Raw genomic sequence first — 25,932 nt, 5'->3', positions numbered from 1 at the left:
GTATATTTCAGTCGTCACTCACGTGCAGAAAGTTTGTATGATGAGGATTAATAGAAGGAGTGAATGATTCATGGCACAAGAGAAAGTATTTCCAATGACAGAAGAAGGAAAACGTAAATTAGAAGAAGAGCTTGAATATTTGAAAACGGTTAAACGTAAAGAGGTTGTAGAGCGTATTAAAATCGCTAGAAGTTTTGGAGACCTCTCTGAAAACTCGGAGTATGATTCTGCTAAAGAAGAGCAGGCGTTTGTAGAAGGCCGTATTACAACGCTTGATAATATGATTCGTAATGCTAAAATTATCGAAGATGAAGGAAACTCAAATGTGGTTTCACTTGGTAAAACGGTGACATTCGTTGAATTACCAGACGGGGAAGAAGAGTCTTACACAATTGTTGGAAGTGCAGAAGCTGACCCGTTCGAAGGCAAGATTTCAAACGATTCACCTATTGCAAAAAGCCTTTTAGGTAAACAAGTAGACGACAAAGTAACCGTTCAAACACCTGGTGGAGAAATGTTCGTCCAAATTGTAAAGATTTCATAATCACGTTTATCAGGTAAACACCTCGTCCACAATAGGGACGAGGTGTTTTTATGCGCAAAAAAAGAAGAATTCAATGGACAGGTGCGATTATTTTTATACTATTGCTCGGTCTTCTGATGAGACTGGCAGAAATTCAGCTGTTCTTCACAGAATCGTTTTCAAAGCTTGATATCAATTTAATACAAGAAAGTGTCAAACAGCGAACAGAAGAAGTCGTTATTTCAGACGGGCGCGGTGAGTTTTTAGATCGAAACGGCCAAGCACTTCTTACAAAAGAACAGCCTGCGGTTATCTTATTTCCTTTCCTGCAATATGATCTTCCACGCTTACAGCAAACCGCCTCTATTCTTGAGATGGAAGAAGATGAACTCAAAAAACAGTTAACAGAAACGAAAAAACCTCTCATTTTAAAAGATGACATCACGAAAAAAAAGCTGAAAGACATCAATGATATGAAATATTCAGGTGTGTACGGCGTATATATGAAAGAGAAGGACAAAAAAAGACTTGCCCTCCACACATTAGGTTTCACAAGCGAGAATCCAGAACTATTGAGAAAGCGTTATCCTGACAAAAAAGAGCTTTCTATTCGTACTGAAATCGGCACATTTGGGCTGGAAAGCACCTTTGACGAATTTCTATTACCCGAGCAAGACACAAAATTGTTATATCATGTGGACGGAAGGGGAAACCCTTTGTTCGGTATGGACGTCAAATATACAGCAGAAGCTCATTCCTTTTATCCACTTCAGGTACAGACAACAATAGATGAAGACATGCAGGCTGAAATGGAGAAGGTGCTCAAAGAACAAGGCGTTGAAAAAGGCGGTGCCGTTCTGCTCGACATTGAAAAAAGCAGTGTACTCGCGATGGCGAGTACCCCAAATGTCACAAGTAAAAACCGGCATGAGGCAAGAAATTACATGCTGACAGCGATTGCTCCAGGCTCAGTCTTTAAAACGGCTGTGCTTGCCGCAGCTATCGAAAAAAACCTTGACCAGCCACAAACCATGTATGACTGTCGAAAGAATTTATATGGAGAGCCTGAAGGAAAACAGGAAGTGCTGAATCTAACGGACAGTTTCTCAGAGAGCTGCAATTATACCTTTGCGACACTTGCTGAAAGGCTCATTCAAACAGATGATCAAATCATCGAAAAGACGGCTGCAAAGCTTGGACTCATAGATCGAGCTGGCTGGGAAGGGGATGTCTATCATAAGCAGCACTTCAAACAGTTTGATCGTGAAGAAACAGGCAGTGTGTGGGGAGATAAAAGAGACAAGCATGTCAAAAAAGCCATTGCACAAACCGCAATAGGACAAAAAAATGTGAAAACGACGCCTCTGCAAATCGCGAATATGATGGCTACGATCGCAAGAGGAGGAGAACGAAAAGAAGTGAAAATCGCAGAAAAAGTGCTGTATCAAAACGGAACAACGATGCTGTCCTTTCAAAACAAACGGCCTGAAGGGGGCAGCATAGACCGCTATACAGCTCAAAAGCTGCAAAAATTCTTAAGGCAGGTGGTGACCTCTGACAAGGGAACTGGAAGAAGGTTTCAAGATTTGCCATACGATGTAGCGGGAAAATCAGGTACTGCCCAAACCGGCAGTCAAGACAAAAAGGGGAATCCGCTTTATCATAAGTGGTTTGCTGGATACTTTCCGGTAGAAAAACCAAAATACGCCCTTGTTGTTGTTCACCTTGATGAGACAAGTGGCCGGGCTAAGACAAATGATGCGTTTTATGATATTGTAAAAAAGGTCAATGAAATTGAAAAGAAACAGACATAGAACATCCCTTCATGACATGTTAGAATAGTAACGACTTAGGGAACAGAGGCAAAGGAGTGCAGAGATTTTGAGTAGAAATTCTCGATTTGAACATCGTGATAAGCGCAGAAAGGCAAATATGGTGCTTAACATATTAATTGGTATCGTTGTGGTGCTTATTTTGGTTGTCGCATCGAGTTTGTTAATTTTTAATAAGCCGAAAGATACAGATGTAGCGAAAGAACCATCAAAAACGGCACCTGCAACAAGTGAAAATAAACAAAACTCACAAGAAGATGTGAAAGATCCAAAGAAAGACACATCCGATGATTCAGATGCAAAAAAAGATGATTCATCTGATCAAGACGACGAAACGAAGAAGACAGATGATGAAGAAAAACCTAATAAAGATGCGTTAAAAGACGCCAAAGAAACAGATGGCGGCAAAACGAGTGATGTAGACAAAACATACGAAAATGATGACTGGGAGCCTGTAGGAACAGAGCAATCCGGTTCACATACAGCAACCTATGATTCCAGCTCAAAAGACTGGAAAGAAATGATCAAAGCCATGTCCTATGCGACAGGAATTTCAGAAGATCAAATGACCGTTCTTTGGTTAGGAAATAACGGAGGTCCTCAAGATGCAAAAGGAACCATCCGTGATAAATCAACAGGTGAACGCTACCGCGTGGAAATTACGTGGGTAGATGAAAAAGGCTGGAAACCTGTGAAGGTTGAAAAATTAAGATAAACATGAAAAAAAGATAGCAGATTGTTGACAAAGGGCTAAAATGATGTTTATTTTAGCCCTTTGTCTTCTTTTCAGCGTGATAGAAAACCTTTGCAGTCTAGGAAGGACGAGTACTGGAGCGGAGCGAATTTGACATTCGTGAGCACCGGCACGCAGAACTGACAACGAATGCGAGGGTTTGTCTACACGCTGAGATAGCAGATATGCTATCTTTTTTGTTTAGACATTCGCTTTAAAATGAACAACTGCTGTATACAAAATCCGCTCATCGATCACAGTCGTTTGATGACTGACAGAATGAACAGTCAGCAGAATCGCTTGATTATGTTCAATTTGTTTTTGGATCTTTTGTTCAAGTTCTTTTAAAGATGTTGCTTCAAAAAATTCTATTTTATCCTTTAAAAAATCCAGCTGAAAATCCATTTGATTCACCTCTCTATACTCTTCATTCATCTTAATCTCTCTCCCTCAGAAGGGCAAATGTTTTTCGGTCTCTCCCAGTATTTTTTAGTAGGAAAGAAACAGAAGTTGTGGTAGGATAGGAACTGTTCGACGGAATAAAACATACTATACGCATAGGAATAAATAGATAAAGTGGAGGGAAAGAAAATGGGACGTGAATTTCTTTCTTTATTTGATCATTGGGCTGACTCTTATGACGACACGGTAAGTGGTCATGACGAGCAGTATAAAGAAGTGTTTCGCCGGTATCCGGCTATTTTAAAAGAGATTGTCCGCCTTTCAGGCCAAGACGTTCTTGAGTTTGGAAGCGGTACGGGGAATCTAACAGCGCTGCTCCTTGCAGCTGATAAAAACGTGTTTGGTGTTGAACCATCAGATGCCATGAAGAAAGCGGCTCTTCAAAAAGGACTGCCAGATCTATTTCATGATGGGGATTTTTTATCATTCCCAGCGCCGCCTTTTGAGCCAGATACGATCGTCAGTTCATATGCATTCCATCATTTAACGGATGAAGAAAAAAAACAAGCCATTCACACCTATAGCAACATCCTTCACTCAGATGGTAAAATAGTTTTTGCTGATACAATGTTTCAAAATCAAGCAGCACATCAAGCTCAGATCGACAAAGCGAGAGCCGCAGGGTTCGATCAGCTTGCAGAGGATTTAGAAACGGAATATTATCCATCCATTGATGTGCTAAAGCAAATCTTCGAAGAAGAAGGTTTTAGCACGTCCTTTCATCAAATGAATGATTTTGTTTGGATCGTAGAAGCGAAGAAAAGGGAATGAAAGGATGTTTTTGATTTGAAAATCGCAGTTATAGGTGCAATGGAAGAAGAAGTGACGATTTTAAGAGATCAACTAAAAAATGCTACACAAGAAAACATCGCTGGGTGTGAATTTACAACAGGTGTTTATGAAGATAAAGAAGTGATTTTATTAAAATCAGGGATTGGAAAAGTAAATGCAGCGGTCAGCACAACATTACTGCTTGACCGCTTTCAGCCAGATTATGTGATCAATACAGGATCTGCTGGCGGTTTTCACCACTCATTAAATGTAGGTGATATTGTCATCTCTACTGATGTGAGACATCATGATGTAGATGTGACCATCTTTGATTACGAATATGGACAAGTGCCGGGACTTCCAGCTGCTTTCATTGCAGATGAAAAGCTTGTGAAGCTGGCAGAAGAATCTGCTTTAGAAATTGATCATATTCAAGTGGCAAAAGGAACGATTGCAACAGGAGATTCGTTTATGAATGATCCGGATCGTGTAGCGTTTGTGAGAGAGAAGTTTCCAGAGCTATATGCGGTGGAAATGGAAGCCGCAGCCGTTGCACAGGTCTGCCAGCTCTTTGGTACGCCATTTGTTGTCGTTCGTGCGCTATCAGATATAGCAGGGAAAGAATCCAACATCTCCTTTGATCAATTCCTTGAGCAAGCAGCGATTCACTCAACCGACCTTGTCTTGCGTATGATAAAGCAAACACAATAAAAGAAGGGGTTTCCCCCTTCTTTTCCATGCAAAGGAAGGGAATCATATGGCTGTCATAAAGGATATTACTGAATTAATTGGCCGCACACCGCTTTTAAAGCTGTCAGGGATTGGCGTCCCAGAAGGCGTTGAGGTGTATGCAAAGCTTGAGATGATGAATCCAGGTGGAAGTATTAAGGATCGTTTAGGTGACATGCTCATCAGAGAAGCATTAGCATCTGGCAAACTGCGTCCAGGCGGAACTATTATTGAAGCAACTGCTGGAAACACAGGAATTGGGCTTGCCCTAAGTGCAAGAAAGCATCAATTGCAGACCATTTTTTGTGTACCAGAACATTTTAGTCAAGAAAAACAACAACTGATGAAGGCGCTCGGTGCAGAGATTATTCATACGCCGAGAAAAGAAGGCATGAAAGGTGCGATTGATCGAGCCCTTGAATTAGAGGCAAGCCTTGACAATGCCTATTGTGTTTTACAATTTAAAAACCAAGTAAATCCATTGACTTACTACAGAACGCTCGGTCCCGAATTATGGTCCGACTTAAAAGGGAATATCGATGTATTCGTGGCGGGAGCAGGATCTGGCGGAACTTTTCAAGGTTGTGCCGCCTATTTAAAAGAGCAGAATCAGTCGTTAAAAACAGTGGTTGTGGAGCCTGAAGGATCAATTTTAAATGGAGGGGACCCGGGTCCGCATAGAACGGAAGGAATTGGCCTTGAATTTATCCCAGATTATATGGAGCAGGCTTTATTTGATGAGATTTACACTGTCAGTGATGATGATGCGTTTCAAATGGTGAAAGAAGCAGCTGAAAAAGAAGGTATTCTCATCGGCAGCTCTTCTGGTTCCGCTTTATATGCCGCTTTAGAGGAAGCAAAGAAAGCAGCACCTGGGACAGTCATTGTCACCATTTTTCCTGACAGCAGTGAGCGATATTTAAGTAAAGGAATTTATGAGGGAGGAAAATAGCATGAAACCAAAAACAATGATGATTCACAGCGGAACAACGGGTGATGAAAGAACAGGCGCCGTGTCTGTGCCGATTTACCAAGTAAGTACTTATAAGCAGCCGAAAGCAGGCGAACATACGGGGTATGAATACTCCAGAACAGCAAATCCAACAAGAACTGCCCTGGAAACAGTCATTCGTGATCTTGAAGGAGGAGCAAGCGGCTACGCATTTGGTTCAGGGATGGCAGCCATTACGGCTGTGATGATGCTGTTTAACAGCGGAGATCATATTGTGCTGACAGATGACGTGTACGGCGGAACCTACCGCGTCATCACAAAGGTGCTAAACCGCATTGGCATTACTGCAACCTTTGTTGACACAAGTGATCCTGAAGCAGTGAAAAAAGCCATTTTACCTGAAACAAAAGCCGTTTACATTGAATCGCCAACCAATCCTTTACTCAAAATGACAGATCTAAAAGCCATCGGCGAATTGACAAAGGAAGCCAACATCTTGATGATTGTCGACAATACATTTTTCACACCGTATTTCCAAAAGCCGATTGAATATGGCGCAGACATTGTCTTGCACAGTGCGACTAAGTATTTAGGCGGCCATAGTGATGTTGTAGGCGGGCTTGTCGTCACAGCGACGAAAGAGCTTGGAGAAGAACTGCACTTTGTTCAAAACTCGACAGGCGGAATTCTTGGACCGCAGGATTCATGGCTTCTCATGAGAGGGATGAAAACGCTTGGACTACGAATGGAAGCACATCAACAAAATGCACAGAAAATCGCTGAGTTTTTAAAGCAACATGCAGCCGTCACACGTGTTTATTATCCAGGTCTCGATACTCACCCTGGACATGAACTTGCGAAAACACAAGTATCCGGCTTCGGCGGCATGATCTCTTTTGATATTGGAAAAGAAGAACATGTCGATGTATTTTTGAGCCAGCTTAAGTTGTTTACAATCGCAGAAAGCCTTGGAGCGGTTGAAAGCTTAATTTCTGTCCCTGCCCGGATGACCCATGCGTCCATTCCAAAAGACCGCCGGGAGGAGCTTGGCATCACAGATGGTTTAATTCGTATTTCCGTCGGAATTGAAGATGTGGATGATTTACTACATGATATCAAGCAAGGACTAAGCGCACTGGCGAATGGATAGATTTACATGCTCCTCGCTTTCTCTCACTATGTTAAGCTATGAATAGACATTGATAACTGGAAGGTGAAACAAGTGAAGAAAAAGTGGAGTGATTTAGTGACAGATTACAAGCAGTACGCTTTTATTTTGCTTGCTGTCAGCACCTTTTTATATATTGGTACGATCTTACCGAACCAGCACATCGAAGCATCTCCAAAAATGCTGATGATGGGAATAGATTGTGTTTTCTTATTAGCAGCTTTTATTTGTGTTAAACGCGCGATTTTCTTTCAAAAGAAACTGCAAGAATTAGATGAAGATTAATTCGAAAGCCTCCTCATTTGCCTGAGGAGGCTTTTTTTATTGTATTGGATAAATGGACAAGAATAACTGTAGAAATTTAGTCAAAAACACAAAATTCATCTATATTACTAAAAACAGGTTTACAAAATGGTGCTTGCTGGATATACTTACAAAGTAATTAAAAAAAACGTAAAGGAGGCTGAAGAATATGTTATTCGTATCTACTTGTGATCAATTCAACCAACAATTTCATCATGTCATCAGCCTGTGGAAGAGTTCGTGTCCTTCCTTTGCCTTATACGGTGCACGCTTCAAAACTGTTTAAGTAAACGAGGATTTCACACGTATCATCCATTGCAGGTTGGAAGACACTGTCTTTTGATCTGCATTTTTGTGTGCCCGCAGGTCAACTGATAAAGAAGATCTGCGGGCTATTTCGCGTGCTGCGAACTGAAGGGAGGTGAGCGTATATGACAATCCATTTATTTTTTATTACTTTGACGATTAAGCGGAAATACAAGGACATTGAGACCGTTCTTTACGAACAAGAAGTCGAAACAATTTATGAAGAAATGAAACAGAAACAACTAAAGTATATGAACTAAAACAGGAAATGAAAAATGTGAAAAGGAGGAGATTGACATGTTTATGATGCTTGCCATGCTTGATTGTTATACGATGGAGAAGGACCAGGTTTAGACACGCTCCACATTGATCACCTGCACATATGATACCGTAAAAGGTGATTGTGAGGTGATCAATGAATGTCGATGTCACCATATATGAGATTTCCGTCTGTGGGGCACGGGTATGCATCTATTCCGCATTCCTTAAAGCACGGATACGGCAATCCATACCGCATGCAAAGAGAGCAAGAGGAAATGCTCAGACGTTATATGTATCAGTACCGGACTTATTGGTATTAAAGAAAAGGAGCAGGAAACCATGACGTTTCCTGCTCCTTTTACATTAGCAAATCCAGCTTGCACCAATGATGATCAACAAAATGAACAGTACAACAAGCAATGCGAATCCGCCTGCAAAACCGCCACCGTAGCCACCGCAGTAGCCTCCAGAATAACCGCCAAAGCCCATAATCTAGCACCACCTTTATCTAATCAAGATACATTTATAAATTATGCAGCTCATGCAGAAAACGAAATCAATCTGAGCACAAATAATGAAAACGCCTATTCAGGTTAAAAAAATTTTCACTTTCTGCGAAACATTTTCTGAAAAGAAGCGTCTTATAAAGGACAAATAAATTAGGACTAGGTCTTAATTTTTGTTAGGTGAGAGCCGATATGAAAAGTAAGAAAATTTGTAAATAGTTTTATTTACTGGTGAAAAGCAGGTGTTAACATTGATTCAAAGCTGGATTGGAAAACAAATGAGGGAACCAAAAGGCTTGTTCTCAAAATGGGTTGCCCGCTATATGGAAAAAAATCATCATAATATCAATGAATGGACGATTCAACTCTTAAATATACAAGAAAATGACCGAATTTTAGAAATTGGGACTGGAAGAGGCATCACCTTATCAAAGGTAGCTGAAAAACTTGACCGCGGAAAAGTATATGGAGTGGATGCCTCTCGCCATATGATTAAATATGCAAAAAGAAAACATAAGAAGCTTGCGGAACAGGACAAAGCCGTCATTACACTTGGTAAGGCTGAGCAATTACCTTTTGAAGACAGATCATTCAATAAATTATTTACGGTGCAGACGATCTATTACTTGAAGGATATTGAGCAAGTCATGAAGGAAGTGTACCGCGTCCTTCAAGTGGATGGAGAAGTATTTTTATCTTTCCAAAAGCAGGAGCTGATCAACGAACAAAAACGGTCAACATCTTTTTCATCGTACAGTGAAGAAGAGATCAGCCGTCTGTTTTCAGCATATCACTTTAGAGAAGTCTCGGTTTATCACTATGATACATACATCTGTATCAAAGCCTTAAAATGATGAAAATATTTCCCAGGTAATGAACAAGCACTCAAAAAAGAGGCTCTTTGTCAGAGGAGCCTCTTTGCCTGCAATAAATAAAGGCTCTTCATCAGAAGAGCCTTTTGTATGTGATATAGGCGCCAGCCAGGTGTGTAAGGAATGATAGTATATATAAGGAATTTGTTTGTCGATTAAGGATACCTGTCTGGCTTATTTCTTATATCGACACCGTTCTGCAAAAGTTTAGCTTTTTTTTCAATATTTTCTTTTTTATTTCGCTGAAAGACACATTTTTCTTTCTCACATAGACATGTGCCTCCCTCTTTTTCACATAATGTGCTGTTTGAAGAAGGAAATTGCTTAAGAAATAGAGAAAATTGTAGAGACTTCATTTTTAAACAAAAGGGAGGAATGAAATCATGTCGGGAAACAAAGGTGTCGTTTATAAAGGGGCAGGAAAAGTAGCAGTTGAGGATATTGGATACCCTGATTTGGTCTTAAAAGACGGCCCGGGTGTACCTAAAGCCAATGTGGGGCGCAAATGTGAGCATGGCGTCATTTTAAAAGTAGTGACGACGAATATTTGCGGAAGTGATCAGCACATGGTGAGAGGGCGTACGACTGCACCTGAAGGACTTGTCCTTGGTCATGAAATTACAGGTGAAGTCGTGGAAGTTGGGCGAGATGTGGAGTTTATTCAAAAAGGAGATCTCGTGTCCGTTCCGTTTAATATTGCATGCGGACGCTGCGTCATGTGTAAGGAACAAAAAACCCATGTGTGCTTAAATGTAAACCCGGACCGCCCAGGCTCTGCCTATGGATATGTAGATATGGGCGGATGGGTTGGCGGCCAATCTGAGTATGTCATGGTTCCATATGCAGATTTTCAACTGCTCAAATTTCCAGACAAAGATCAAGCGATGGAAAAAATACTTGATCTCACGATGCTTTCCGATATTTTCCCGACAGGTTTTCATGGTGCTTATACGGCTGGAGTAAAGCCTGGTTCGACCGTATATATTGCAGGTGCTGGGCCAGTAGGTCTTGCAGCAGCACATTCGGCTCAGCTTCTTGGCGCATCTGCTGTGATTGTTGGAGATCTGAATGAGCAAAGACTGGAACAGGCAAGAAGCTTCGGCTGTGAGACGATCAATCTACGAAAACATGATCGAATCGGCGAACAAATTACGAATATTTTAGGGGAGCCAGAAGTTGATTGTGCCGTCGATTGTGTCGGCTTTGAAGCTTCGGGTCATGGAGACCAGGGAGAAGCACCAGCAACTGTTTTAAATACGATTATGGATATTACTAAAGTTGGCGGCAAGCTTGGAATTCCAGGGCTTTATGTCACAGAAGATCCAGGAGCAGTGGATGCCGATGCAAAAGTCGGTTCTCTGAAAGTGCGAATTGGACTTGGCTGGGCGAAAGCTCATACCTTTGTGACAGGTCAAACCCCTGTTATGCAATATCATCGCAGTCTAATGAAATCCATTTTAAGCGGCAGAGCACAGATCGCTAAAGCCGTCAATGCGACCGTCATTGACCTTGATCAAGCCCCTAAAGGATATAGTGACTTTGATTCGGGTGTGGCGAAGAAATTTGTCATTGACCCGCACGGGATGCTTTCTCGATAATTTTTAACATGAAAGGAGCCGCTCAATAAAATGGGACGGCTCTTTATTGTGGAAAATCACATAGAATATACAAATCCATTTCAAGGGGGAGGAATTAGATGAATTCAGATCAAGCCAAAAGAAGGGTTGTAGAACAATTTGGGAGAAATGCAGAAAAGTATGTGACGAGTCAAACTCATGCAAAGGGAGCAGACCTGGATCTAATCGTTGAATGGACAGCTCCAGAAGAAAGCTGGACCGTCCTCGATATAGCAACTGGTGGCGGGCATACCGCAAAAGCATTGGCTCCATATGTGAATCAAGTATTTGCGACGGATTTAACGAAAGAGATGCTTTCGCATACATCACTTCATTTAAAAGCGTATCCACAAATTTTTTATGTAGTAGCGGATGCAGAAAGCCTTCCTTTTTTAGATGGCACATTTGATATGGTCACATGCCGAATTGCAGCACACCATTTCCCGCACCCTGAACAGTTTGCCAAAGAGGCATCTCGCGTATTAAAGTCAAATGGTCTGTTTTTCTTTATTGATAATGTTTCGCCAAATGATGAAGAGCTTGCACTATTTATCAATGAGCTGGAAAGATTGAGAGACCCAAGTCATGTGATCTGTCTATCTACAGAACAATGGCGGGAATTGTTTTATAAAGAGGGAATAAAAGAAGTAAGATCAATGGAACGAAAAAAACGTTACCCTTTTCAAGAATGGGTCAAGCGAACAACGAAAACTTTAAAGGAAGAAGAGATCGTTACAAAATATATGCTAGATGCTAACGAGAAAATAAAGCAATATTATAGATTGAACATGACAGAGGATCAAATAGAATCAATAGAGGTGGATGACTGGATTGCTCTTTTCAGGAAAGGGTAAAAGTAAATCATTCATACGAGTCATTGAAAGGAATTAATCATATGCTACATTTTAAAGGGAAAACCGTCATCATCATAGGCGCAGCCAATGGTATTGGTTTCTCGATAAATGTTTAACAATAAAGAGCCGCTCCATAAATGGGTCGGCTCTTTATTGTGGAATTCACATTGAATATACAATACATATCAACGAAAGAGATACTTTCTAAGGTTTCTTCATAAGATCCTTGATGATAAATAATCTCATAGAACCCAGCTTGTTTCATTCTTGCTGACGGTCATATAGGCGACAAATAGGCAGCTCACATCTCCAGACTCCTCATTTAAGTCACCTCTTTTTGCATACACAATACCGTATTTTAATCCCAAGTTTTTTTAAAAAATGGCGTAGATTGCTCGTAAAGTTTCTCCGTTGGTACCGACCAACCTATTTTCTCGTCGCTTTACATAAGAGGTTTAGCTGATAATGATTTCTTCGAATATATTTTCCTTTCTTTCTTTACTCTAGAGTTACTCCATACTTTACACTATTTCTTGTGAACTTAACATGACCTAACATTCGACCACTACTAACTTGGCTTGGTAAATGGTGGGGTTTCTCAATGAAATGGAGTAATAAGGGGAAGGTTGGATTCGAAAATACGGAGTCTAGGCCATTATAGTCAGCTATTTTTAACAGTCGGTCGAATATTTTAATCAGTTTAAAAGAAAGGGTTTTTTAGAAATGACAAAACTAAATCAACAAATGACATTAGCACCTGTACCGCAGGACGAGCTAGCAGCATTTAAGGCAGAATTACAAGAGGCATTTATGAAAGGATTACAAGATCGTTTTACAGATGCGGAAGATCCGGCAGAAATGGGACCAATCCCATCTGAGGAAGATTTCAATCATTCACTTACTGCTAAAGAATCGGTTGTACGTCAACTTTTATTAAACGCCGAAAGAATTGGTGGTGTCGTATTGAAAATGAATAACGAAACCCAGCGAAACGAAGTGGATTTCCTGTATACAAGGGCAAATGCACATGGCAAAGGTCTTGGCACTAAAATGTGGGAAGCGATAGAAGCAGCGTTCCCAGAGACGAAGGTTTGGGAGCTGCACACACCATATTTTGAAAAGCGTAATATTCATTTTTACGTGAATAAATGCGGCTTTAAAATTGTTGAGTTTTATCACCAAGGCAACCCAGGACCTAATGTTGAAGGCAAGGAGCTGGAATCGGATGAAGAGTATGAGTTTTTCCGTTTTGAAAAGGTCATGACGAAAGTGAGCAGTGAATCATAATGCAAGGGAAAATCTCACAGCTTTGGATTTTGATGAAGCGCAGTCAAATGGCGAATAGTCAATTAGTTCTTTTATTTTTTATAAGTATCGTAGAGGTGGCAGCTGGACTTGCTGTGCCACTACTCACAATGAAGCTTATTAACCAAATTTCAGATACTGGTTTTGCATTAACATCACTCTTACCAGTCATTGTTGTTTTAATTGTACAGGCGATGCTTAGTGCTGTTACATTTTATATGATGCGTCGTTTAGGTGAAGGAGTTGTCGCGAATTTACGAACAGAAGTATGGGAGCATATGCTGCATTTACGATTAACATATTACGATGCACATGAATCTGGCGAAACGATGAGTCGAATTACGCAGGATACAAACGTCGTAAAGGAGTTTGTAACGGAAAAGCTCGTATCGTTTGTATCAGGGCTTTTTGCGATACTTGGTGCAATCGTTGTTTTATTGTGGATTGACTGGAAAATGACGCTGCTGCTACTGATCGCCGTACCACTCACAATTTTTGTGACGTATCCGCTAGGGGAAAAAATGTACGCGATTTCGAAAGCCAATCAAGATGAGTTGGCAGGATTTGGCGGGCGATTAGGGAGAATTTTAACAAACATTCGCCTTGTGAAAGCTTCACAAACAGAGCAGCAAGAGCTAGCAGGCGGAGAAAAGCAAATTCAGCAGCTGTACAAGTATGGTTTAAAAGAAGCAAAAATTGTTGCAATTCTTTCACCACTTATGACGCTGCTCATGATGGTTGTGATCATTGCGATTTTTGGGTATGGCGGTTCACAGGTTGCTTCAGGTGCCATTAGTTCTGGCGAGCTTGTGGCAATCATGATTTATTTAGTACAAATTATTATGCCATTTACACAAATGGCGACATTCTTTACTGATTTACAAAAAACACTTGGCGCAACAGAGCGTATTGTCGAGGCTTTAGATGAGAAGCGTGAAGTCCAAGACGGTAAACCGGTAACTGCGGCGTCACAGCCGATTCATTTTGAAAATGTGTCGTTTAAGTACAACGAAAAGTACGTATTAAAAGATATGACGTTTACGTTAAAGCCAAATGAAACAACGGCCTTTGTCAGCCGAAGTGGTGGCGGGAAAACGACCATGTTCTCCCTTATTGAACGTTTTTATGACGTGTCATCAGGTGCGATCCTGTATGGCAAAGAAAACATTGAGCAATTTAACTTAACAGAGTGGCGTGGGCTGTTTGGCTATGTAAGTCAAAATGCACCGTTATTAAACGGAACGATTCGTGACAACGTCATGTACGGGACGAATGGAGCAAGTGAACAAGAGGTACTTGCCGCATTAAAAGCAGCCTATGCCTATGATTTTGTCATGCAGCTGGATAAACGCCTCGATACAGAGGTTGGTGAAGGAGGTATTAAGCTTTCAGGTGGTCAAAAACAGCGTATTGCGATTGCTCGTGCGATTTTACGAAATCCGAGAATCTTATTACTTGATGAGGCGACATCGAACTTAGATAACGAATCAGAGCGTGAAGTGCAGCTTGCTCTTCAAGCGTTAACGAAAAACCGGATGACGATCATCATCGCCCATCGGTTATCCACGATTACAAGTGCAGACCAAATCCTTGTCTTTGAAGATGGACGCTTGTCAGGTCAAGGCACACATGAAGAATTACAAAAAACACATCCGTATTATCAACAGCTTTGGCAAAATGGTCGTTTAACTGAAGATTAGACGATGAAATACAAAAATGTTTCGAGTCAGTTGCTTTCATGTATTCTTTGAAAGTAAAGACGTTAAAAATACGAATGAAATGGAAATGGGACAGAACAACATCCTACTTCCTAAATCTTAATTATTTTATATATTCAATGATAAATGAAAAATCAATTACTGCTCAATTTTACGAAACAGGTGATCCTCTTTGACCAGTTGATCTAGTCATACAAATTCCCTTTGTGCCGAGATTCCTCAAAATGATATGATAGACGACAACATCTCATGGAGAAAGGATTGGATGAATGATGAATTTTCAACATAAAACCGTCATCATCACAGGCGCAGCCAATGGTATTGGTGAAGCGGTCGCCTGCGGTTATGCAAAAGAAGGGGCGCGTGTGGTGCTTGCGGATATAGATGAAGAGAAGGGGAAGCGTTTGGAGGAGCAGCTGAGAAAGGAGTCCTTTGAAGTTTATTTCATTAAAACAGATGTGAAACAGGAGAAGGATATTCAGCGCTTAATGTCATTTGCGGTGGAGCACTGCAAAACAATTGATATTCTTATTAATAATGCCGGCGTCATGTGCACAGCATCGCCTTATGAGTTAACGGTCGATGAGTGGGATCATGTGCTGCATACAAATGTAAGAGGGACTTTTTTATGCGCTAGAGAAGCAGCACGTTATATCAAAGAGAATCCAAACGGCGGTTCCATTGTGAACATTTCATCTACCCGTGCGACCATGTCAGAGCCTCATACAGAAGCATATGCTGCATCAAAAGGCGGGATTTCCGCGCTTACTCATGCTTTGGCAGTTTCTTTTAGTCAGGATCACATTACGGTAAATAGCATTTCCCCTGGATGGATTGAAACGAAAGATGAGAAAAGTCTTCGAGAAATTGACCATCAGCAGCATCCTTCCAATCGAGTCGGCACGCCAAAGGATATTGTGAAAGCCTGTTTTTATTTAACAGATGAAGACAATCAATTTGTGAACGGCACAGATTTGGTTATTGATGGCGGCATGACTAGGAAAATGATTTATGCGGATTAACATGAAAAAAACATTGACGCTTTGATCGGGGCGCAGTACAATATGTAACAATTCAGCTGAAGATCGTGATGAAAAAAAGATACAGCGCAAATAGAGAAGAGTACATCATAGCTGCCCCACACAGAGAACTCCGTGAAGCTGAGAAGGAGCTGGGAAGCATGATGGAACCAAGCCTCTTAGCTCTGCACCGGATTCCTTCGGATGGTGGTGCAGCGAATTTCTCCCGTTACAGAGAAGGGTGAATGATCACCCGCTAAGGTTCATCTGGCAACAGATGAATGAACTGAGGTGGCAACGCGGAGTAAATCCCGTCCTCAAGACAGACAAGTCTTGGGGGCGGGATTTTTTTTATGACAAATAGGGGGGACAATGATGAAAAAACATTGGCGGGATATGAGTATTTTACTTGGAGCCATCGGGATTGCGAACATAGGAGAATGGATTTATATGATTGCCCTCCATCTGCTTATTTTTCAAGAAACGGGCTCTGTACTTGCTGTAACAGCAGTTTATTTGCTAAGACCGGCTGCTGCTCTTTTGACCAATAGCTGGTCCGGCAGTTTGGTTGACAGGCTGAATCAGCGGAATGTGATGATCAGTTTAGATATTACCCGTGCTCTGCTCATTGCATGCATCCCTTTTGCCTTATTTTCAGGACATCTGCTCATTCTGTATGTCATGGTGTTTTTCATACAGATGGCACAAGCGATGTTTCATCCAGCGTCGATGGTGTATATGACAGGACTAATCCCGGCGGATAACCGAAAACGGTTTAATGCCATTCGCTCTTTATTACAATCTGGTGGATTTTTACTTGGGCCCGCAGCAGCAGGTCTGCTCTTTCTCATTGGGACTCCTGTTCTTTCAATTTATGTAAATGCCATCTGCCTGTTGATATCTGCTCTGTTAACGATGTGTTTACCGAATTTGCTCAAAACAGATGCTGCCCAAAAGCGGTTTTCCCTTTCAATGTTAAAAGAGGATGCAAAGCTTGTTCTGCGATTTAGTCTGACGTCACGCCAGATCATGACGGTATATTTATTATTTAGTGCGGCGATAACGGTCCTTCCTACGGCTATAGACTCACTTGAAACAGCCTTTGCAAAAGAAGTATTGATGCTGACTGATACACAATATGGCCTTCTTGTCAGTATAGCTGGAGCGGGTATTATTGCAGGAGCAAGTCTTAATTCGGTCATTGTAGAAAGGCTGTCAGTTTCGCTGATGCTTGGAATCGGCAGTTTGTTTGTGGCGTTTGGCTATCTTATTTATGCATTTTCCAGCAGCCTAGTTGCAGCCGCCGTTGGATTTTTTGTTTTAGCCTTCTTTTTAGCATTTGCGAACACAGGCTTTATGACGTTCTATCAAACGAATATTCCTGTAGAGGTGATGGGAAGGGTAGCCAGCTTTTATGCTTTGGTTGAAGCCATTCTGACGATGACCATGACAGGAATATTTGGCGGACTCGCTCATATTTTATCGATCAGAATCTCCGTCATCATTGGGTGTATATGTATGCTTCTAATCTGTCTATTGTTATGTTTTGTCATCTTTCGTCCATTGACTGTCAAAAAAATAGTGCATCCTACTTAGAAAATTAAAAAAATTATGTTATCATTATTTAAGTAAGTTAATTAAATTGATGAGAAAAGGAGTCTTACAAATGAAAGCACTACGCTGGCACGATCAAAAGGACATTCGACTAGAGGAAATTGATGAACCAACAGTTGCTCCAGGAAAAGTGAAACTGAAAGTAAAATGGTGCGGCATTTGCGGTAGTGATTTACATGAATATTTAGGCGGACCGATCTTCATTCCTGTGAATGAACCTCATCCACTTACAAAAGAAAAAGCACCAATTACACTGGGACACGAGTTCTCTGGTGAAGTTGTTGAAGTAGGAAAAGGCGTGAGCAATTACAAAGTAGGCGACCGAGTGGTTGTTGAACCTATTTTTGCAACTCACGGCCATCAAGGTGCTTATAACTTAGATGAAAACATGGGCTTTTTAGGGCTTGCCGGAGGCGGCGGTGGATTCTCTGAATATGTATCAGTCGATGAAGAATTACTTCATTTATTACCAGACGAAATCTCATATGAGCAAGGCGCGCTTGTCGAGCCTTCTGCGGTTGCTTTATATGCGGTTCGTTCTAGTAAAGTACAAGCTGGGGATACAGCGGCTGTGTTTGGCTGCGGACCAATTGGTTTACTTGTCATTGAAGCATTAAAAGCAGCTGGTGCTACTGATATTTATGCAGTTGAATTATCAAAAGAACGTCAAGAGAAAGCAAAAGAGCTTGGAGCGATCATTGTAGATCCTTCTCAGTATGAAGATGTTGTTCAAGAAATTGCTAGCCGCACAAACGGTGGCGTCGATGTTTCTTTTGAAGTGACAGGTGTACCTGTTGTATTGAAGCAAGCAATCCAATCAACTAGAATTTCAGGCGAAACAGTCATTGTAAGCATTTGGGAAAAAGGCGCAGAAATTATGCCGAATGACATTGTCATTAAAGAACGTACAGTAAAAGGAATTATCGGCTACAGAGACGTATTCCCATCTGTATTAAACTTAATGAGAAAAGGCTATTTCTCTGCAGACACACTCGTCACGAAAAAAATCAAGCTGGACGATGTGATCGAGGATGGCTTCCATGCATTAATCAATGAAAAAGATCAAGTGAAAATTTTAGTCAGTGCTGAATAAGTAAGATAACAAAGAGGATGGCATAAGCCGTTCTCTTTTTTTATGTATTCAGATCTTTTTCATAAAGGGAGCTGCGGTCGAATAGTGATAAGTGAAAAGATGTTTTTGATAAGGGAGATGACATCATGTTTTATCACATCAAAGAATTGCAATATGAAGCAAAGCCCTCAAAGCCTGATCCGGTGTATGCAAAGAAATTACAAGAAGTATTAGGCGGTCAATATGGCGAAATCAGTGTAATGATGCAATATTTATTTCAAGGCTTTAATTGCCGGGCAGACCAAAAATATAGAGATCTGTTATTTGATGTTGGAACCGAGGAAATTGGTCATGTCGAAATGCTGGCAACGATGATCGCACGTTTATTAGATAATGCACCCGTCAAAGACCAAGAACAGGCGTATCAAAGTGATCCAGCACTTGCGGCTGTTATGGGCGGAATGAACCCGCAGCATGCAATTGTTGCCGGTTTAGGGGCAATGGCAGCGGATAGTCAAGGATACCCGTGGAATGCCAAATACATCATTTCAAGCGGAAATTTAATGGCGGATTTCAGAGCCAATTTAAATGCAGAGGCCCAGGGCCGTCTTCAGGTCACAAGACTTTACGAAATGACAGATGACCGCGGCGTCAAAGATATGCTCTCCTTCCTCATTGCTCGTGATACATACCATCAAAATATGTGGCTTGCTGCAATTAAAGAATTAGAAGAGCGAGAAGGGGATGTCGTCGTACCAACCACCTTCCCTCGTTCATTAGAGAAACAGCAAGTATCTTATGACTTGTTTAACTTCTCAAGAGGGGAAGAAAGTAAGCAAGGCAGATGGGCACATGGCCGCAGCATGGATGGGAAAGGAGAGTTCAGATATATTTCTGCACCTGTCGTGTTCGGCTCTGCACCAAAGCTCAAACCCGCACCAAAAGAACTGTTTAACACACCAAAAAAGGGTGAATAAAAAAGTCGATCAGGTTTTTGTGCCTGATCGACTTTTTAACGTCCGAGAGTTCTTCCGTATACGCTGACACGTTTCTCTAATAATGCAAAGGCTAATTCAAAGACAATGCTCAGCAGCCAATAGATCAAAGCAGAGACGAGATAAGTTTCTAAAAACTGATAGCCGTCATTTGCAATGATCCGGGAAATACCCATGATTTCGAGTACCCCAATTGTAAACGCAAGAGATGTCGCTTTTAATAACTGAACGAGCTGATTGCCTAGGTTTGGTAAGGCCACAACAAATGCCTGCGGCAAAATAATGCGTATCATCGCCTGACGTGTGGTCATGCCTACAATTTTTGCCGCTTCAAGCTGCCCTTTGTCTACTGCCAGAAGTGCACTTCGGACCACCTCTGTTAAATGAGCGGCTGAATGCAGGCTGAAGGTAATAAGAGCCACAGCTAAAGGGGAGACCATATCCGGATGAAAGGTCAGTCCGAATGTGCCGTTCATACTGGTTAGAAGAAAAGGGAGCCCATAAAAGAAAGCGAACAGTTGAACAATAAGCGGCGTTCCTCTAAAAAAGGAGACGTAGAGCGTAACGAGCTGTCTGAGTACAGGGATGCGAAAGAGGCGAATGAAAGCAAAAACAGATCCGATCACAAGACTCACAGCCATGGAAACAAGAGCAATTAATAAGGTGAAAGGAACACCTTTTAGAATATGTGGTACTTGGTCAATCGCAAATGGAATATCAATGGTTTGCATCAAATCGCCTCCTTAACGTGACAGACTGGTACGGCCTTTTACGAATTTCTTTTCAAGCAGCATGGTGACTAGTTCAATGCTCATACAAATGAGCCAGTACACAAGCGCGATGATCACATACACTTCAAACATGCCGATTCCATAGTTATTTCCTAAGATGATCTTCACCTGTCCCATAATATCGATGAGCCCGATCGTAAAGGCAATCGCCGTGTCTTTCACAAGATCAATGGTGTAATTTCCGAGGTTTGGCAGGGCAATGAGAAAGGCCTGCGGGATAATGATCCTGATCAAGGCCTGTGTATCTGTCATCCCAACAATGTAGGCGGCTTCCAGCTGATCCTTCCCAACAGACGAATACGCACTGCGAAAAACTTCAGATAAATAAGCCCCCGTATGTAAAGAGAACGTCATCATCACAAATAACACACGATCCCAATGATTGATTTGAATTCCTGCCACAAGTAAAAGCTGAGGAAGCCCAAAATAAATTAAGAATAACTGAACAATTAATGGCGTACTTCGTGTAAAAGATAAATAGATAACAGCCAATTGCTTCAGCACTGGGATTTGTTTTATACGAATGCATGCAAATAAGAGCCCTATTATGATGGCGAAAAACAATGACACCGCAATAATGAGAAAAGTGAGTGGCAGGCGTTCAAGCACCTGTAAAAAAATTCGCAGCCAATCTCCAGCTGTAAACGTCATGACGCTTCCTTCCTTTCTTCATATTGATAGCCTTGCTCTGAGATGTAGTCAATATCTTGAAAGAAATCAACCCCAAACCACTTTTTCGCAAGCTTAGGCAGTGTTCCATCATCAATCATCTCTTGTGTGACTTGGTCCAAGTCTGCTGCAAGCTGCTTCTCACTTGGCTGTAAGACAAGATAGATCGGCTCTTTTGACACGATCCCGCCCACTTTGACCTTCAGATTCAGATGCTTTTGAATGGTATCGAAGGTCGAAATATTCATAAAGGCCGCATCGGACCTTCCGCTTTCAACACGCTTTAAGTTGAGTTCATTTGAAGGGCTTTCAATGGTTGTCAGCGAAATATCTGGATCATGTTCTTCATTATATTGATTTAATATTGAACGCAATCCGCCGCTGGGACTGACAGGAGCGAGCTTTTTTGATGTCATATCGTCAAGCGATTGAATATCCCGGTTTGATTCATTCACAATTAATCCTGTCATCGAATAGCCGTACGGAACTTTAGGGTAAAGAAACCGTTTTTCACGTTCAGGGTTACTGAAAAACCAATTAGCTGCCATTTCAAACTTCCCCGCGCCAACACCAATTAAATTGGATTCTTCCTCGCCAAATATGTAATCAAAATGTATGTGTGGAAGTCTTTTTTCCACTTCATTTAAATAATCAATGTTATAGCCAATCGGTTCGTTTCGGTCATTTGTGGCTAAAAAGGGTGGATTGACCTCTGCACTCAGTGCGACTTTCACAATTTGTTTTCCATCATCTGTTGTTGTTTTCACACTGCTGCAGCCAATCAGAGAGAGGAGAATCAGAAGGACACCAGCTGTCATGAATGCTGTCTTTTGCTTCATATGTCTTCCTCCGATCCTTGCCACATTCCGCGATGAATCCTGGATAAAAATTGTTTTGTTCGTTCATGCTGAGGCTTCATGAGGACGTCTTCTGGTGAGCCTTTTTCAACGATTTCCCCATCTGCCATAAAGATCACCGTATCCGCTACGTCCTTTGCAAACGAAATTTCATGCGTCACAATGACCATCGTCATCCCTTGGCTCGCAATATCTTTGATCATTTCAAGGATTTCTCCGACCATCTCTGGGTCCAATGCGGACGTTGGTTCATCAAACAAAAGCACCGCAGGATTCATCGCAAGAGCGCGGGCAATTCCAATCCGCTGCTGCTGACCGCCAGATAATTCACTTGGAAATGCATCCTTTTTATGAAGCAGTCCAATCCGCGCTAAAAATTGCTCTCCAACCTTTTCTGCTTCTTTTTTAGACATGTTTTGGGACACAATCAATCCCTCTGTAATATTTTCAAGTGCGCGTTTATTTTGAAACAAGTGATAATGCTGAAATACCATGGAAGATTGCTGCCTTAGTTTTAAAAGATCTTTTTTATGATATCGTTCAAATTGAATCGTGGCTTCTCCAACAGTCAGCTCTCCTTTGTCTGGAATATCGAGGCTGTTTAAACTGCGGAGAAGTGTTGTTTTTCCTGATCCGCTCGGTCCAATAATTGCGACCACTTCACCTTCTTGTACGGTGAAATCAATGCCTTTTAACACATGGGTCTGCCCATAAGATTTATGTAGATTAGTAGCTGAGATCATAAAAGCATCACGTTCCTTTGACAGATGTACTTAATATTGATAAAATTTAACACATTAAATCCTATAAGTAAAGTGTGTTTTATTCATTCCAATTGGAAAAATGAGATATCATAGATTGTAAGAAACAGAGGAGTTGGATACGTTTTGTCTAAAGCATTATTTGTCGATACCGATTTTCAAAAAACATGGCTCAATCAGCTGGAATCTCTTCGTGAAACGATCGAACAAAACGCAAAAAAACATGATGAAGGCGCTTATTTTCCTAAACAGAATATCGAATCATTAGTAAACATGGGATATACAGCCCTGTCTCTTCCCGCTGAATATGGAGGCGGGGGTCAATCTGTAACGGATATGGTTCTATTTCAAGAAACCCTAGGCAGCATGGACGGAGCAACTGCCTTATCGATTGGCTGGCACCAAGGAGTTGTTGGTGAAATTTATGAAAAGAAACTATGGAATGAGAAGCAGCTGCAATTCTTTGCGGAAGAAGTGAAGAAGGGCGCCCTTGTCAACCGCGCTGTAAGTGAAGCGCAGACAGGCAGTCCAACAAGAGGCGGCAAGCCTGGGACAACAGCGATGAAATCAGGTGATCGCTGGGTGATCAACGGACGTAAAATTTTCACTACGATGTCACCAGCTCTCACATACTTTTTAGTCGGCGTATGGATCGAAGAAAAAGAAGCCATGGGATTTTTCTTAATTCACCGTGATACAGAAGGTGTTTCTATAGAAGAAACTTGGGATGTTGTCGGTATGAGAGGAACAGAAAGCCATGATTTAATCTTAGATCAGGTTGTGGTTTCAGATGACATGCTTGTTGAAGTGCAAAAAGGACCTCGGGGCGGTACGTTAAACCCTTGGATCGCACATATTCCTTCCTGTTATTTGGGGATTGCGCAAGCGGCAAGAGATTATGCAGTTCAGTATGCCATCACACATTCACCGAACAGTATCAGCGGAACGATTAGCGAACTGCCGAATGTCCAAACATTGATTGGCGAAATTGATTTACTATTAAAGCAAGCACGCCACGTCATCTATTCAACGACAACATTGTATGAAAAGCCTGAGAAAAGAGAGCTGTTAATCAATGAATTCGGTGCTGTGAAGCATACAGTCGTTAATCATAGTCTGCAAGTGGTTGATAAAGCCATGCGTTTAGTCGGTGCAAAAAGCTTGAGCCTAGGCTGTCCGCTGCAGCGTTACTATCGAGATATTCGTGCTGGGCTCCATAACCCGCCAATGGATGATATGACGATTTCAAAAATCGCGAAGCAGGCCATTGAAGAGAAAAAAGAAAGCTAATCTGATCAAAAAGCCGGATGAAACCGGCTTTTTTTATTTGGCAGAAAAGAGGACAAGCGTCCCTTATGTCTCATCGCTCAGGCATGCTACAATCGATACAAATCATAGGAAAAGGAGCGGTTTTTTTGAAGAAAAAGCATATGAAATGGCTGTTTTCAGGCTTCATGATGATGGCACTTTGTATCGGCCAGCCTTCATCAAGTGAGGGAACATCACCAGCGTGGTCAGTAGATGAATTCATGAAAGACCGGGAAGGCACATTTGTTATCCAAGAAGTAAAAGAAAAATCGCCATGGGTGTATAACAAAAAAAGAGCGAACAAGCGCTTTGCACCACAATCGACATTTAAAGTGGCAAATGCCCTCATCGGACTCCAAACAGGCGCAGTGAGAGATGAATACGACATCAAATATTGGGACGGAGTGAAAAGAGAGATTGATAACTGGAATAAGGATCATACACTGGGCTCAGGCATGAGAGATTCAGTTGTCTGGTACTATCAAGCCATGGCGCGTGACATCGGAGAAGAACGCATGAGTCATTGGGTGAAAGCCATTCATTATGGGAATGAAGACATATCAGGCGGAATCGATCAATTTTGGTTAAGCAGTACATTGAAAATTTCTCCAATAGAACAAGTCCATTTCCTTAAACAGCTATATGAAGAAAGTCTTCCATTTGACCTATCTGTCATGAGAAAGGTCAAACGAATGATGATCCAAGAAGAAGAGAAACATGCCACCCTATACGGAAAAACAGGCTCCGGCTCAGGCATCGGCTGGTACGCAGGCTTCATCAAACATGAAAACAAAACCTACATCTTCGCCACAAATATCGAAGGCACCGGGCTAGAAGCAAAAGAAATGACCTATCGTATTTTGAAAAAATATCATTTGATTGAAGCATCCGTTTAGGATGCTTTTTTATATGAATTTTTATGGTTACCTACACAACTAAGGTATTCATAAATCAAAAAAATTGACGAGTAAGAGTATAGATAATGATAGTTGAATAAAGAGTTGTCATATAAATTAGTGAATAGACAAACATAAATGATGCCCACTTCTCGGAATTCATTCGCTTGTAACCAATAATACTTAAACAAATCCATATAAGGCCTAAGAAAAAAGACACAATCACAAGCCCTATGCTTAAAGAACGGAAAAGAAAACTGCTTAAGGTAATTGCTAAGATATAAAGATTCGTTTGCAAGTATGTTCTTTTCATTCCTTTTACAACAGGTAACATGGGAATGTTTGCTGCCTTGTATTCATTTTGCTTTCTAATAGCTATTGAATAAAAATGTGGCATTTGCCAAATAATCGTAATGAAAAACAACCCCAAAATAGCCGGGTGTGAGATGTCTGATGAAATAGCCGCCCAACCAATGAGAGGCGGCATTGCCCCAGAAATACTACCAATTTCCGTGTTGTAAACGGTTTTTCTTTTACTCCACATTGTATAAGGGAAAATATAAAAAAGTAAACCAATCAATCCTATAATAGCTGCTAGATAGGTTGTAAATGCTAAAAAAGCCAATCCTAAAATAGACATTAAGATACTCAGCCATAGAACTTTTTTAGGATTGACTTCTCCTGTTACAGTAGGTCTGTTTTTTGTTCTATTCATCACGGAATCTATGTCCCTATCATACAAATTGTTTAAAGCTCCAGCAGCACCAATTAATAAAATTGAACCTGCAAATGCTAATAGTATCTCAATAGATTTATTAAGGATGTCAATTTGATAAGTGTATAATGCCAAGGTTAAGCCAGCACACATTGGGATTAAATTTGATTTAATAATTCCTGATTTAACTGTTTGAGCTATTATGTCCATTTTGGTTTTGTGAATTTTTTTCCCCATCTTTCGCATTGTTTTGCTCCTTTTTAATAGCGATTAATTATTTATGCTGTACAGCAAGATATATACCTTGTTGAACTTATATACTAA

At 41.1% G+C, this 25,932-nt stretch carries 28 protein-coding genes; 21 read left to right on the top strand and 7 right to left on the bottom strand.

Annotated features, from left to right (window positions below; translation table 11 throughout):
• Positions 1-70: 70 nt before the first annotated feature.
• The 3 genes from greA to NSQ76_RS13080 all read left to right on the top strand — a co-directional run bounded on the left by greA (position 71) and on the right by NSQ76_RS13080 (position 3,070).
• Positions 71-544 (top strand): transcription elongation factor GreA, encoded by a 474-nt coding sequence (gene greA, locus NSQ76_RS13090; RefSeq protein ID WP_008358505.1) that lies wholly within the window; start codon positions 71-73, stop codon positions 542-544.
• A 50-nt stretch (positions 545-594) separates the two neighbouring features.
• Entirely contained in the window at positions 595-2,337 is a 1,743-nt protein-coding gene (locus NSQ76_RS13085) for a peptidoglycan D,D-transpeptidase FtsI family protein (protein WP_111926413.1), read from the top strand.
• Positions 2,338-2,404: 67 nt separating this feature from the next.
• Positions 2,405-3,070, top strand: coding sequence for a YrrS family protein (locus NSQ76_RS13080; RefSeq protein WP_024427892.1), 666 nt, complete (start codon positions 2,405-2,407; stop codon positions 3,068-3,070).
• A 219-nt stretch (positions 3,071-3,289) separates the two neighbouring features.
• On the opposite strand, the gene NSQ76_RS13075 is transcribed toward NSQ76_RS13080, so the two are convergent.
• Positions 3,290-3,493, bottom strand: coding sequence for a YrzA family protein (locus NSQ76_RS13075; protein WP_024423103.1), 204 nt, complete (start codon positions 3,491-3,493; stop codon positions 3,290-3,292).
• 186 nt (positions 3,494-3,679) lie between these two features.
• Here NSQ76_RS13075 and NSQ76_RS13070 point away from each other — a divergent pair, with 186 nt between their 5' ends.
• The 7 genes from NSQ76_RS13070 (at position 3,680) to NSQ76_RS13040 (ending at position 8,360) form a co-directional block, all read left to right on the top strand.
• Entirely contained in the window at positions 3,680-4,321 is a 642-nt protein-coding gene (locus NSQ76_RS13070; protein ID WP_024427893.1) for a class I SAM-dependent DNA methyltransferase, read from the top strand.
• 15 nt (positions 4,322-4,336) lie between these two features.
• Entirely contained in the window at positions 4,337-5,032 is a 696-nt protein-coding gene (gene mtnN, locus NSQ76_RS13065) for a 5'-methylthioadenosine/S-adenosylhomocysteine nucleosidase (protein WP_024423101.1), read from the top strand.
• Positions 5,033-5,078: 46 nt separating this feature from the next.
• Positions 5,079-6,002: a PLP-dependent cysteine synthase family protein gene (locus NSQ76_RS13060; RefSeq protein WP_103131907.1), complete on the top strand. Its 924-nt coding sequence runs from the start codon at positions 5,079-5,081 to the stop codon at positions 6,000-6,002.
• A 1-nt stretch (position 6,003) separates the two neighbouring features.
• Complete coding sequence (locus NSQ76_RS13055; protein ID WP_341054211.1) at positions 6,004-7,152, top strand: bifunctional cystathionine gamma-lyase/homocysteine desulfhydrase; 1,149 nt, start codon at positions 6,004-6,006, stop codon at positions 7,150-7,152.
• A gap of 72 nt (positions 7,153-7,224) precedes the next feature.
• Entirely contained in the window at positions 7,225-7,455 is a 231-nt protein-coding gene (locus NSQ76_RS13050) for a YrhC family protein (RefSeq protein ID WP_034624035.1), read from the top strand.
• A 449-nt stretch (positions 7,456-7,904) separates the two neighbouring features.
• Positions 7,905-8,039, top strand: a complete 135-nt coding sequence (locus NSQ76_RS13045) for a YrzI family small protein (RefSeq protein ID WP_065214597.1) — start codon at positions 7,905-7,907, stop codon at positions 8,037-8,039.
• Between the two features lie 159 nt (positions 8,040-8,198).
• A complete protein-coding gene (locus NSQ76_RS13040; RefSeq protein WP_155267112.1) occupies positions 8,199-8,360 on the top strand; it encodes a hypothetical protein in 162 nt (53 codons plus the stop codon).
• A gap of 43 nt (positions 8,361-8,403) precedes the next feature.
• Here NSQ76_RS13040 and NSQ76_RS20970 read toward each other — a convergent pair whose 3' ends face one another.
• Positions 8,404-8,529: a YjcZ family sporulation protein gene (locus NSQ76_RS20970; RefSeq protein WP_008342643.1), complete on the bottom strand. Its 126-nt coding sequence runs from the start codon at positions 8,527-8,529 to the stop codon at positions 8,404-8,406.
• A 268-nt stretch (positions 8,530-8,797) separates the two neighbouring features.
• Between NSQ76_RS20970 and NSQ76_RS13030 the strand changes: the two genes are divergently transcribed.
• The 9 genes from NSQ76_RS13030 to NSQ76_RS12990 all read left to right on the top strand — a co-directional run bounded on the left by NSQ76_RS13030 (position 8,798) and on the right by NSQ76_RS12990 (position 19,593).
• Positions 8,798-9,400, top strand: a complete 603-nt coding sequence (locus tag NSQ76_RS13030; protein WP_024427897.1) for a class I SAM-dependent methyltransferase — start codon at positions 8,798-8,800, stop codon at positions 9,398-9,400.
• 401 nt (positions 9,401-9,801) lie between these two features.
• A complete protein-coding gene (gene fdhA / locus NSQ76_RS13025) occupies positions 9,802-11,016 on the top strand; it encodes a formaldehyde dehydrogenase, glutathione-independent (protein ID WP_024423097.1) in 1,215 nt (404 codons plus the stop codon).
• A gap of 98 nt (positions 11,017-11,114) precedes the next feature.
• Positions 11,115-11,888: a class I SAM-dependent methyltransferase gene (locus NSQ76_RS13020; protein WP_034622868.1), complete on the top strand. Its 774-nt coding sequence runs from the start codon at positions 11,115-11,117 to the stop codon at positions 11,886-11,888.
• A 723-nt stretch (positions 11,889-12,611) separates the two neighbouring features.
• Positions 12,612-13,175, top strand: a complete 564-nt coding sequence (locus NSQ76_RS13015; RefSeq protein WP_341054206.1) for a GNAT family N-acetyltransferase — start codon at positions 12,612-12,614, stop codon at positions 13,173-13,175.
• Entirely contained in the window at positions 13,175-14,893 is a 1,719-nt protein-coding gene (locus NSQ76_RS13010; RefSeq protein WP_341054203.1) for an ABC transporter ATP-binding protein, read from the top strand. The genes NSQ76_RS13015 and NSQ76_RS13010 overlap by 1 nt, the downstream gene beginning before the upstream one ends.
• Positions 14,894-15,183: 290 nt before the next feature.
• Entirely contained in the window at positions 15,184-15,933 is a 750-nt protein-coding gene (locus NSQ76_RS13005) for an SDR family oxidoreductase (protein ID WP_341055782.1), read from the top strand.
• Between the two features lie 372 nt (positions 15,934-16,305).
• Positions 16,306-17,526, top strand: a complete 1,221-nt coding sequence (locus tag NSQ76_RS13000) for an MFS transporter (protein ID WP_034622809.1) — start codon at positions 16,306-16,308, stop codon at positions 17,524-17,526.
• Positions 17,527-17,596: 70 nt separating this feature from the next.
• Positions 17,597-18,637, top strand: a complete 1,041-nt coding sequence (locus NSQ76_RS12995) for a 2,3-butanediol dehydrogenase (protein WP_341054199.1) — start codon at positions 17,597-17,599, stop codon at positions 18,635-18,637.
• Between the two features lie 125 nt (positions 18,638-18,762).
• Positions 18,763-19,593, top strand: coding sequence for a manganese catalase family protein (locus NSQ76_RS12990; protein WP_034622807.1), 831 nt, complete (start codon positions 18,763-18,765; stop codon positions 19,591-19,593).
• A gap of 35 nt (positions 19,594-19,628) precedes the next feature.
• Here the strand turns inward: NSQ76_RS12990 and NSQ76_RS12985 are convergent, their stop codons facing one another.
• The 4 genes from NSQ76_RS12985 to NSQ76_RS12970 are packed head-to-tail and all read right to left on the bottom strand — an operon-like array spanning position 19,629 to position 22,671.
• Positions 19,629-20,342 carry an amino acid ABC transporter permease gene (locus NSQ76_RS12985; RefSeq protein ID WP_025092843.1) on the bottom strand — a complete coding sequence of 238 codons (714 nt, stop codon included), beginning with the start codon at positions 20,340-20,342 and terminating at the stop codon, positions 19,629-19,631.
• Positions 20,343-20,354: 12 nt separating this feature from the next.
• Positions 20,355-21,053 carry an amino acid ABC transporter permease gene (locus tag NSQ76_RS12980; protein ID WP_024423088.1) on the bottom strand — a complete coding sequence of 233 codons (699 nt, stop codon included), beginning with the start codon at positions 21,051-21,053 and terminating at the stop codon, positions 20,355-20,357.
• Positions 21,050-21,910 carry an amino acid ABC transporter substrate-binding protein gene (locus NSQ76_RS12975; protein WP_034622805.1) on the bottom strand — a complete coding sequence of 287 codons (861 nt, stop codon included), beginning with the start codon at positions 21,908-21,910 and terminating at the stop codon, positions 21,050-21,052. The genes NSQ76_RS12980 and NSQ76_RS12975 overlap by 4 nt, the downstream gene beginning before the upstream one ends.
• A complete protein-coding gene (locus tag NSQ76_RS12970; RefSeq protein ID WP_024427908.1) occupies positions 21,907-22,671 on the bottom strand; it encodes an amino acid ABC transporter ATP-binding protein in 765 nt (254 codons plus the stop codon). Before NSQ76_RS12970 ends, NSQ76_RS12975 begins: the two co-directional genes overlap by 4 nt.
• A 144-nt stretch (positions 22,672-22,815) precedes the next feature.
• On the opposite strand from NSQ76_RS12970, the gene NSQ76_RS12965 reads away from it, so the two are divergent.
• Entirely contained in the window at positions 22,816-23,979 is a 1,164-nt protein-coding gene (locus tag NSQ76_RS12965) for an acyl-CoA dehydrogenase family protein (RefSeq protein WP_268456536.1), read from the top strand.
• Between the two features lie 125 nt (positions 23,980-24,104).
• Positions 24,105-24,893 (top strand): BPU family class D beta-lactamase, encoded by a 789-nt coding sequence (gene blaBPU / locus NSQ76_RS12960; RefSeq protein ID WP_341054194.1) that lies wholly within the window; start codon positions 24,105-24,107, stop codon positions 24,891-24,893.
• A 55-nt stretch (positions 24,894-24,948) separates the two neighbouring features.
• On the opposite strand, the gene cyoE is transcribed toward blaBPU, so the two are convergent.
• A complete protein-coding gene (gene cyoE, locus NSQ76_RS12955) occupies positions 24,949-25,845 on the bottom strand; it encodes a heme o synthase (RefSeq protein ID WP_370880886.1) in 897 nt (298 codons plus the stop codon).
• Positions 25,846-25,932: the final 87 nt, after the last annotated feature.

Source organism: Bacillus sp. FSL M8-0256 (assembly GCF_038005765.1).
In the GTDB taxonomy this organism is placed as follows: domain Bacteria; phylum Bacillota; class Bacilli; order Bacillales; family Bacillaceae; genus Bacillus; species Bacillus safensis.
Note: the sequence above shows the minus strand (reverse complement) of the source record. Positions and strands in the feature narration are given on the sequence as shown.